Genomic DNA, 11096 nt, shown 5'->3' on the forward strand with positions numbered 1-11096 from the left:
ATTTAGTATCAGTCACCGTTACTCCGCCTTAAAAAGAACGGGGCTTATCCCCATTCGAGGACAATGTAAACTCAAGGGGCTGTGTTCTGAATTTATTTCAGAACAATGACGGGAGGAAATGCCGACGGTCAGTCGGCATATTCCACTCCCGTGTTGACAACGCCCCGCTTGAATGCGATTCAAGAGACAGCCCCTCCGAAGCCTGCGGTGACTGTTGGTCAATTTGCCAGTAATTTGATTTGTTATTCATATTCATTCATCTGCGAAATGTCCGTTACAACAACCCTCGATAACGGATAAACAGCAGAATAATCGCCCATGAACCCAATGCTACTTTGAGGGCAACTAAAATATTCAATATAGGAATCATGCCACCACTAACCAGCGTTCCTAGTTCGCCGTGAGGTAATTCCCAGCCACTTAAAGTTACCACTGCTAAGGCAATAAAAATCAGCACCGAAACCTTTTCCCAAGTCGCAGCATTCCATTTCTTATAAATCGCTTCCATCCACTGCGATGATGAGGTGATAGCAATTAAGCCAATAGCTGTTCCTCCAGCTACCCCCGCAGCAAAACCACCACCAGGGCTAAGATGACCCCTAATTGAGAGTTCGATACTGACAATAGCAGCAATCGTAGCACCCAAACGGGCTAAAATCATTGAAGGGCGATCGCTAAATTGATAAACTACTTCTGTTGGTGTTTCATTAGATAAGAGAAACTTGACTCCCAAAACAGCGATCGTAAATACTACCACTTCAAAGATGGTGTCATAAAGTCGATTACGAAAAATAATCCCCGAAACTACATTAAAAACTCCAGCATCTTCTACAATAGATTCCACAATAGAGATTTCTTCCCATTCGGCTACGGGATTAGGCATAACCAACATTTTAATAAACAAGGCGATTCCTGCTAAAACATAAACCCACTTCATTACATAGACCTCTTAAAAAAATCAATATGAAATCAAAAACTGTATCTATTACCTGTCTTGGTAAGCGACACGCGATGTGCGATGCGTAGCGAGTCCTTTAGGAGCTTCTCTTGTACCCAATGGATGAGTGTAAACGTCTGTCGCCGATATTATCCCACTTGATGGGAGGCGGGGTCGTTTACACCCCAATGCAATGCTTGCATTGATCGCACAGTTTGATGCACCGCTATTACCTCAATAAGCCGATCCACATTTAACTTGCATAATTCTGATGCTCGATCTCCATACATAACTTGAAACGTTCTGGCAAACTCGATGTTGGTCAGCTTACAACTAAAGTTTATGGAACTTATAAAAGAAGTTTAGTGCTTCTCCTCCATATTGGGTACGGTTACATAAGTTAAAGTTGTTTCAGGAAAAGCCAACTCACTCTGCATAATCTCAAACAGACGATGTACCCTAATTGCTGTGTTGTAGGTTTGTCTGACATCTGTGGCGGTATTTCTATTTCGCTGTAATAATTCTAATTTTTTTTGTTTGGTACAAACCGCATGAACTTCTTTTTCTTCTAATGCTGCTTCTAAAGCTGGTAAATTAGGATACTCTACTAACTCTAGGCGTAAATGATATTTATTAATTACTTTTCTGAGACTAGAAATTAATTCTGTAAAATAGCTTTCTGCTTCTACTTCAGATTCTTTAAGTATTCCCAGACGCATCACCAAAGAGGAACGAACAGCAATTACATAGAGAGTAACCGCTAACATTGTCCCTACTAAAGCTTCGGTTAAAGCTACATCCGCAGCTCCTAAAAGCGCATAGACTAAAGCTGAGATTGCTCCTAAGATAGCTCTAATTACTAAAGCGTGATAGGGATTAACCTGAAATACCAACATCAAAGCTGATAACGGTAATAAAGCTATAATTATTATATATGTATAGTTATCAATCATTATTTTTGTTATTTGTTAAAGAAGTTTCGTCGTAACGTCTGTACGATTTAAGGTTGGTTATTAATCATTTATATTTTATCGTCTACCATCTGTTTCTTGATCGCTGACACAATAAGCTATTACATATCCCAAAACCGTATTCCAAATTGCTAAAGTAATAATTGCCAGTAACAACAGTGACCATTCTTTGGGTATTTTCAGCAGCAAACCAATTACAATAGTCATCGAACCAAGAGTATCGGCGACAGAAAGGCTGTGCAGTTTAAATAATACTGACCTGTTGCCAATTAAGGGCAATGTTCCCCAAAACCAGAAGATAATGCCGATAACCATTAGGCTGTAACTCAAAATATCAATCATAAAATTTCTGGTAAAAGTAAATTCTTGTAAGGGCGAAACTGCTTTAGTACTTTGCAACGCGAAGCGCAGGGGCTATATGATGCTGAACCTGCGAGACTTACTTGATAAACCTTGTCCCCTAGGCTTCGTTTAACCGTTTAATTAAAGTTTAACTGTTTAATTAAATGTGCCAGTAACATTAATCCCGCATTACCGACACTGAGAATAATTACAGCAACCACTCCAATTGACCAATCATCTCGCAAAACAGAGATCAGCAGCATCATGATGGCAGTTTTGGTAGCAATACTGGCAAATGCCAACATTTTTTGCCAAATATCATCGTCTTGCCAAGCCTCGTAAATTGGGATTAGTAAAGCTAAAATCATTGCAATTAATATTGAGTCCATTTTTTATTTTGTTAATTGTTAGAGATGCTGTACATGAGGGGCTGCGGGACGTTGTCATTCACCTGAACTAAATATTCAGGTGACAGTCCCTTGTCTTTTGAGTGTGAGGGATGCACTCGGTTTCGCGACTCATATCCAATCACACTGTTGAGTTCTCCTCAAAAGGAGGATGCGATGTGGTCGGTTGAATTTCTAATTTCAGCCGTCCGTCTTATACGCGGAGTCGCATCTGAGAGCTTGGTTATTTGTTATTTGATTTGCATTCATTTCTTTTTCCTTATTCTTCATCCCTCATCCCTTCCCTACGACGTGTGACGTAATGTACTTCATACCAACCCTCTTCTAGGTATCTTAAGACAATGGTTTTGGGGGTAAAAGTAATCACATATATATCGAGAAATACCAATCCTGGTGTTCGTTGGGGTTTCACTCTTTCTCTGACAATCTCTTCGTGGTTATGGGGACGAAGCATAATTTCGATTGCTTCCATATAAGCTTGGGGAATTGCCACAATAATTTCCCATAACATCTGTAGCCAATCTTTTAACTTCTCTGCGGATGCGTGACCACGGGGTAATAATAAGGCAATCGCAATTCCCAGAATAATGTTTGGCAAACTGAGATCGGCGGTTAGTAAAAACCAAATTGTGAGTCGTAATATTATATTTAGATAGGTGGTTAGGCTAACGCGTAGCCCTGGGTTCGCGTCCATATTGTCCAAAATAGTAAAATTAACATCAAACTCATAACTCCAATCAGGTGATCGAATTTTTCGGTCTGATTGGGTAATTTAAGTACCGCTTTTTTGAAAATTACAAGATATGATAGCCAGCCAACAGCAATAGTTACTAGTGGTTTAATAATATTTGTGAGGGTGTAAGCTTCGTAATAAAAAATATTGGCTACTACCAATCCGCCGAGTAAAGTAAAAATTGCCCACCAAAAACCAGGCTGTAATTTTTTCCTCCCGTCTTCTTGTTCTCTTGTCTCCCCATCAGCATTAGCCACTCGATCGCGATTCCAACTCAGTTTATCATGTGGTAAAAAGATGAATTTGGCAAAAGAGACTCCTGTTCCCACGGCAGCAATGTTCATCGAAATCACGTGCCAGGGTAATAAATTCTTGCTAGTTAATATCTTTGCGCCAAAGCCAGACAGTAGGGGAAAGCCAGAAATTGAAAAGCTAGCGATCGCTAAAGCTAACCAGATTTGACCATCAAGAGGTTGATGCTGTAATTCTTTAAAGTTACGACTGGGTAGAATACCAGCAGTTAAAAATAGTGCAGATTTAACTAAGCCGTGAGTCAGAGCATAAAAACCACCTACCGCTGGCGCAGCGAGAACAAAACCTAACTGAGAAATAGTGTGAAATGCCAGCATCCGCTTGGTATCTTTTTCAAATACTGCATAGCACACTCCCAACAAGGCTGTACTAACACCAAAAAACCTCACAATGGGATCGATTTCCTCTAACATTAGCGCACAACGCACTAAGGGAAAGACACCTGCTTTGACTACAACACCAGAAAGCATTGCCGATACTGGGCTTTGTGATTCGGAGTGGGTTAAAGGTAACCAGAAACCCGATACAAAAATACCACCCTTAGCTAATAGTCCTAAAAAAATAAGCGCGACTGCTTCTGGAGGAGAACCGCGCAAACCTTCATAATGAAAGGAATGATGTGCCTGATATACTAACAACGCTCCCATAAGATAAAATAGCATTGCCGTATTGCTAACAAACAGATAGCGCAACCCTACCCAGATAGAGCGATTAGTACGAGGATAAGCAATCAATAAAAATGCAGCAATACTGATTACTTCTAAAGCTACATATAAAGTAATAAAGTCAGCACAGACAAAAGCAGAGTTCACACTGCCATGCAGAAGGATTATCTGCATATAAAAAAAAGCTGTTTTTCCGCTATCCCAACAATAAAAAACAACTGCGCTTGTCACCACGGCGTTGGTTAAGATAAAATAACCACTAAGGCGATCGGCGATCAGAGTAACACCAAAATTATCTAGTAACTGGATATTCAAAGGGGATGAGTCTAAGAATAGCTGTACCGCATAGGCAGCTGAAACCAAGGCTATTCCCAATGCTAACCAGCGAGCTAATTTGGGTAGCAGATAAATAACGAATCCAATAAAAAATGGTAGAGCAAGCCAGACGATCGTAATATTGGTCATAAATACTTGAAGAACAGAGTGGTCTGATGATTCTAGTGTCACTATAGTTTTAAGTCAGCTAGGCTTTTTAGCCAAGAATTGTTCGATAAGCTTAGTCACTCCTAAATATGATTAGGTTTTGTATAGGTTTGTTATACTGTTAAATAAATCTTAAAACCTTAACACCTATCACTATTATTAATTATTAATCGATCTTGGTAAAATACCCGATATTAAAAACAGCAATCAAAGGAATTATTTGCCTGATATCTCAACACTGCTACCAACATAATTTCTCAAAATAGATTGCAATATCTATTCACACCCTCACCATCCAGAATACTACAATTAACATCAAACTCATCACCCCAATTAAATGATCGAATTTTTCAGTCCAACGGGGTAACTTAAGAACTAACTTTTTAAAAATTACAAAATATGCCAGCCAGCCAATAGCAATAGTTACTAACGGCTTGATAATATTCTGTAGAGTATAGGCTTCGTAATATACAATGTTTGCCACAATCAAGCCACCCAGCAAAATCAACATTGCCCACCAAAAACCAGACTGTATTTTTTGACTAGCATCAGCCTTATCATCATGGCGCAATACCAGTTTCTTATGGGGTAGAAAAATAAATTTGGCAAAGACAATTGTTGTTCCTACTGTAGCAAGATTCATGGCAATAACCTGCCAGGGTAATAAATTTTTAGCGGTTAAAATTTTTGCTCCAAAACCAGATAATAAGGGAAAACCAGAAATTGAAAAACTAGCAATCACTAAAGCTATCCAGACTAGAGTATTAATGGGCTTGGACTGCAATTGTTGAAAATTCCGACTTGGTAAAATACCCGATATTAAAAATAGCGCGGATTTAACTAAACCGTGAGTCAAAGCGTAAAAGCCTCCTACTTCTGGTGCAGCGAGGATAAAACCCAATTGAGAAATAGTGCTAAATGCCAGGGTACGCTTGGTATCTTTTTCAAAAATTGCCCAAAATACCCCTAAAAGTGCTGTCCCAACACCAAAAATTCGCACTATGGGATCGAATGCCTCTAAAAGCAGCGCGCAACGAACTATAGGAAAGACACCTGCTTTGACTACAACACCAGAAAGCATTGCCGATACTGGACTTTGTGATTCGGAGTGGGTTAAAGGTAACCATAAGCCCGATACAAAAATACCACCCTTAGCTAATAGTCCCAGGAAAATAAGCGCGACTGCTTCGGAGGGAGAACCGAGCAAACCCTCATAATGAAAGGAATTATTTGCCTTATATACCAGCACGGCACCCACTAGATAAAATAGCATTGCCGTATTACTAACAAAGAGATAGCGCAATCCTACCCAAATAGAGCGATCGCTACGGGGATAAGTAATTAACAAAAATGCAGCAATACTAATTACTTCTAATGCCACGTAAAGACTGATAAAATCAGCACAAATAAAAGTAGCGTTAACACTGCCATGCAGAATAGTCGCTTGCATATAGAAGAATGCTGTTTTCCCGCTTTGCCAACAGTAAATAATCACTGCCGCTGTTACTACCGCATTGGTAAGAATAAAAAAACCACTAAGGCGATCGATAATTAAACTAACGCCAAAACTATCTAGTAACTGAATATTTAAAGGCTCGCCTAAAAATATTTGCCCAGCATAAGCAGCCGACACTAATGCTATTCCTATAGCAAGCCAGCGAGCCATTTTAGGGACTAGATAAATCACAAAACCTGTAAAAAAAGGTAATGCAATCCAGGCGACTGTAGTATCAATCATGGTGTATTATTCTCTTCAATCGCGCTAGTTTCTAAAGTAGGGTTATCTTTAGATAGCTTCATTACCCCCACCAACATCAAAGCTTGAATCGAAAAACCAATGACAATCGCTGTTAAAATTACCGCCTGGGGAACAGGATCGGCATAATTAACATCTTTAGTGCGATCTATAATTGGCGTATACAGACCATCTCGTGATGCTATCAGTACGTAATAGGCAATTACCCCTGTACTCATAATGTCCATCGAGATAATTTTCATTACCAGATTTTTCTTAAAGATAATGCCTAAAAATCCACACAATATAGTGCCAACAACAAAAGCTTCTAATAACATTATTTAATTATCAATTTTTTAGTTTTCAAAGGGCGTTTTTCAGCAAAAATAGCATCGGAACAATCAAAACAGTACGTAAGATCATTTTTGAAGCCAACTGTAATGCTTTTTCGTTAGTTTGTTCTATGGATACTGTTTGAGTTTTAGATTGAGGATTATTGGGAATCAATAATATTATTGTTATAGCATAAAGAGTAAACCACAATCAAACTAAAGTATTATGCTCTGACACTAAATAGTTCATGTTTCTTCTCTCTTTAAAAAGAGTTTAATCTTCATATTTTCCAAGAATAAGATGCTAAAACCTAGAGATATTCTGCTTATTTTCTAACTTAATAATTTAGGCTGATAACTACTAACTATCTATGGCTAAATCTGGTTTTCGGCGACTTTTCCTGCTTCTTGTTTGAAAGCAAAACGTAATAGAGGAGGAGCAACGAAAGTAGTCAAAATTACCATGATAATAATCGCTGCTTGTAAAGGTTTATCTAAAACACCACTAGCTGCACCAATCCCCGCAAAAACTAAGCCCACTTCTCCACGAGGAATCATGCCAATTCCAATTGCTAAACGATTAATTTTCTCTTGACCAAAAACCGCCCAACCAGTTATAACTTTACCGATAATAGCTACGACAATTAAAAAGGCTGCAATAACTAACCCCTGACGATTATCTGCACTGGTGGGATTGAGAACACTGAGATCGACTCTTGCACCGACAGAGACAAAGAAAATAGGAACTAAAATATCAGCAATCGGGATAACTTGTTGGTCTAACTCTCTGCGTTTGTCAGTTTCATCCAATACCAAACCCGCAGCAAAAGCTCCTAAAATAGCTTCTAAATGAATCGCATTAGCTAAAAACGCCATTGAAAAAGCAAAGATTAAAGCAGGGATAACGAGCTTCCCTCTAGTTTGGAGTTTTTCAGCGATCGCAACAAAGCTTTGATTAAAGAATTTACCTAAAAAGATCGAACCTAACAAGAAAGCTGTGGCACTAATAATTAAGTAAACCAAGTTGAGAATATCAACCTCTCCAGTTTTTGCTAGAGAAGCAACGACAGCTAACACAATAATACCGAGAATGTCATCAATCACTGCTGCGCCGACAATAATTTGACCTTCTGTGGATTTAAGCTGTCCCAACTCCGATAACACTTTGGAGGTAATACCAATACTGGTAGCGGTCAGGGCAGCACCTGCAAACACAGCAGGAATCGTCGGCATCCCAAAGATTAACATCAGTCCCACTGTACCAGCGACAAAAGGAGCAACCACACCGACGACTGCTACAATCGCTGCTCTTGAACCAACTTTTTGTAATTCTCTTAAATCTGATTCTAAACCGATTTCAAACAAGAGGATAATGACTCCAAGTTCGGCTAAGACAGAGATAACTTCGCTCTCAGACGCAAATACTTTCCCAATGCTTTCAGGATTTAAACCAGCAATCTTTTGCAAGATAGTTATCACAACGGAATCACTAGCAACTGCACCCGTTTCGGGAAAAACTAAGAGGTGCAAAGCCGAAACCCCGACTATTACCCCTGCAACTAATTCACCCAATACGGGGGGTAAATCGACTAATTTAGAAAGTTCTCCCCCTAATTTGCTTGCTAAATAGATAAAGACGAGACTCAGCAGAACTCCTGCTAAAATCATCGGTGCGTTTTCCGAACTAGGTGCAGTTGCCAATAAAGGAGATGAAAAGACAATATCGGAAGTTAACCCACTATCAAACAGTGATGCTAAATGTGTCATAATTACTTTCTATTTGCTTATCAAAATTCGAGTTTTAACTTTATTGCTTGTTATTAATGAGAGGCTGTGATGCAACGTAGGTTCGCATCAATAACAAGCCCCATCATTTATCGTTTGCACTAGAGAACAACTAACAACTAACAATTAACAACTAACTATTACTATTAACTATTAACTAACTGCTTGAGAATTCAGAGTATCGCGACCAAAATCAACAACGTGTGTATCAACGTAACTTGCTGCTTGTCTGAGAGCCGTAGTACGATTCTCAATAATATTTTGAGGAGGTACTATATCCATGACACCCAGCTTTTTCAAGCGTCTTTCAGTTTGTCCGCTAATGCCTACTAGAAATACTTGACGTTCTTTTTCTACTGCTTCTTCAATAGCATTTTCTAAAGCTAAGGCAGAAGTCACTCCTAAAATAGGCACTTCTGTTAAATCTAAAACCAATGCTTTGTAATCATTAATTAAGTTGTGTTCGCGAGAGATTGCTTTAGCTACTCCAAAAATCATGGGACCACTTAGATAGAAGAGAAGTACGTTACCATTAGCTTGTTCTAACAAATCTTTCTCTTCTCGGTTAAGCTCAATTTCTTCATCGTCGTAAGTAACAGCTTTAACTTTATCAGCGCGATGATTAGAAAGACGTTCGATAGTCAGAATGTTAGCTATAAATACCCCAACGCCTACAGCAACAATCAAATCAACAAATACAGTTAAGGCAATTACCCCGTACATAATAAAGGCTGCTTTAGGGGAGATTTTATGAGCGCGTTTGAGGAAACTCCAATCAACAATATCAATACCTACTTTAAGAGCAATACCAGCCAAAACTGCCAGAGGAATAACTGTTAAATACTGGCTTAATCCCAAAACTACTACTAGCAAAACCAAAGCACGGGTCAAACCAGAAACAGCAGTTCTACCACCAGTTTGGATATTAACTACTGTACCCATAGTTGCACCAGCACCAGCAATACCGCCGAATAAACCAGAAATTAAATTACCTAGACCTTGACCAATTAATTCTTTGTTGGAATCATGCTCAGTACGAGTTAAACTGTCTGCTACTAAAGAAGTGAGCAAAGCGTCGATACAGCCCAACATTCCTAAAACTAGAGCATCAACCAACATGGTCTGAAGTTGAGCAGCACTAAAAGCAGGTACTTGTAAGCTGGGTAAACCTACTGATATCTCACCAATACGGCGAATATTTGCATCACCTAAAAAGAATACGGCAATTAAAGTTCCAACAATTAACGCAAGTAATTGAGGAGGTAAAAATTTCTTTAACTTGGAAGGATAGAAAACGAGAATCGCCACAGTTAAAACAGCGAGTGCAGTTTCGGTAGGATTAATCCCTGCTATCAGCGTTGGCAGATTTTGTACTGTACCGATTACCCCACCTTTAGGACTAGCTTGCCCTAAAAATGGCGCAGTCTGCAAGATAATCAGAATTACCCCAATACCTGACATAAAACCAGATATAACCGTATAGGGCATCAGAGTGACGTATCTACCAAGCTTCAAAACCCCAAAAACAATTTGAAATACCCCCGCCAGCATGACTACGGTAAATGCCATCGCCAAGCCGTTGTCAGGATTAGCAGCCGTCAGACTAGCAATAACTGCGGTCATAACTACAGTCATTGGCCCTGTTGGTTCTGAAATTAGGGTGGGAGTACCACCGAAAAGAGCAGCAAAAAAACCAACCAAAATTGCGCCCCACAGTCCCGCAGAAGCCCCCGCACCAGAAGCAACCCCAAATGTGAGAGCCATTGGTAAGGCGATAACCGCAGCAGTTATACCACCGAAGATATCGCCTTTTACGTTCCTAAAATGTATTTTGTTCGTTATTCCCATTCGTTTAAAATTCCGTTTAGTGGCAATTTAAGGTTCTTAATTATTAATTAAATATTAAATGTCCCTGTTCTTTGACTTAGCGATCGCTTTTGTTTGCAAAGCTTAAGAAATAGTTCAATCTTTAAATTTTGTACCTATATTAAGCTAAGTTCTAGATTGACTTATTACTATTAAAGCTCAATTTCACATAGTTATAACTCTATATAACATTTTGAAATAAAGCAATAATTAAATGTTTAGTTTTACTAATCTTTAACTAAAAGATTTATTATTGGTGCATCTGATGTCAATTAGATTTAATTAATTTAACCAGCTAACAGCTATAAGCTCCAAGCTTATCGCCAGGTTCAACTCCTCCACAGCGAGTGTTGACAGCTCTTCCAACAATCACGCTACTGAGTTCAAGACGATTACGCCTTTGCGTTGTCTATAATCGAGTAGGGTCGGTCGTCTACCCTGTTTGATTGGCAATCGCGCTTATAGCTTATAGCTTATAGCTTCGCTCCTTTATTGAGTTGCTTGTTCCCGTTGATAAGACCAAAGAGC

General features: G+C 39.1%; 11 protein-coding genes. All 11 read right to left on the reverse strand.

The features are described 5' to 3' along the window. Positions 1-274: 274 nt before the first annotated feature. Positions 275-937 carry a Na(+)/H(+) antiporter subunit B gene (locus tag H1P_RS25805; protein WP_144872927.1) on the reverse strand — a complete coding sequence of 221 codons (663 nt, stop codon included), beginning with the start codon at positions 935-937 and terminating at the stop codon, positions 275-277. 149 nt (positions 938-1086) lie between these two features. Beyond that, the gene (locus tag H1P_RS36545) at positions 1087-1227 is read right to left on the reverse strand and encodes a hypothetical protein (protein ID WP_186376148.1); all 141 of its coding nucleotides are present in this window, start codon (positions 1225-1227) and stop codon (positions 1087-1089) included. A gap of 72 nt (positions 1228-1299) precedes the next feature. Next, entirely contained in the window at positions 1300-1890 is a 591-nt protein-coding gene (locus tag H1P_RS25810) for a DUF4040 domain-containing protein (RefSeq protein WP_144872930.1), read from the reverse strand. A gap of 75 nt (positions 1891-1965) precedes the next feature. Further along, positions 1966-2250: a monovalent cation/H(+) antiporter subunit G gene (locus H1P_RS25815; RefSeq protein ID WP_144872933.1), complete on the reverse strand. Its 285-nt coding sequence runs from the start codon at positions 2248-2250 to the stop codon at positions 1966-1968. Between the two features lie 137 nt (positions 2251-2387). Further along, positions 2388-2639 carry a hypothetical protein gene (locus tag H1P_RS25820; protein WP_144872936.1) on the reverse strand — a complete coding sequence of 84 codons (252 nt, stop codon included), beginning with the start codon at positions 2637-2639 and terminating at the stop codon, positions 2388-2390. Between the two features lie 277 nt (positions 2640-2916). After that, on the reverse strand, positions 2917-3351 hold the full coding sequence (locus H1P_RS25825; RefSeq protein WP_144872939.1) for a cation:proton antiporter: 435 nt from the start codon (positions 3349-3351) through the stop codon (positions 2917-2919). After that, entirely contained in the window at positions 3318-4832 is a 1515-nt protein-coding gene (locus H1P_RS25830; protein WP_144872955.1) for a cation:proton antiporter, read from the reverse strand. Before H1P_RS25830 ends, H1P_RS25825 begins: the two co-directional genes overlap by 34 nt. A 298-nt stretch (positions 4833-5130) precedes the next feature. Further along, on the reverse strand, positions 5131-6588 hold the full coding sequence (locus H1P_RS25835; RefSeq protein ID WP_144872943.1) for a cation:proton antiporter: 1458 nt from the start codon (positions 6586-6588) through the stop codon (positions 5131-5133). After that, positions 6585-6923, reverse strand: a complete 339-nt coding sequence (locus tag H1P_RS25840; RefSeq protein ID WP_144872947.1) for a cation:proton antiporter subunit C — start codon at positions 6921-6923, stop codon at positions 6585-6587. Before H1P_RS25840 ends, H1P_RS25835 begins: the two co-directional genes overlap by 4 nt. A gap of 369 nt (positions 6924-7292) precedes the next feature. Next, positions 7293-8684: a cation:proton antiporter gene (locus H1P_RS25845; protein WP_144872949.1), complete on the reverse strand. Its 1392-nt coding sequence runs from the start codon at positions 8682-8684 to the stop codon at positions 7293-7295. A gap of 171 nt (positions 8685-8855) precedes the next feature. Continuing rightward, positions 8856-10550, reverse strand: a complete 1695-nt coding sequence (gene bicA / locus H1P_RS25850; protein WP_144872952.1) for a bicarbonate transporter BicA — start codon at positions 10548-10550, stop codon at positions 8856-8858. Positions 10551-11096 lie beyond the last annotated feature (546 nt).

The sequence above is a fragment of the Hyella patelloides LEGE 07179 genome, from assembly GCF_900659865.1.
Taxonomy (GTDB): domain Bacteria; phylum Cyanobacteriota; class Cyanobacteriia; order Cyanobacteriales; family Xenococcaceae; genus Hyella; species Hyella patelloides.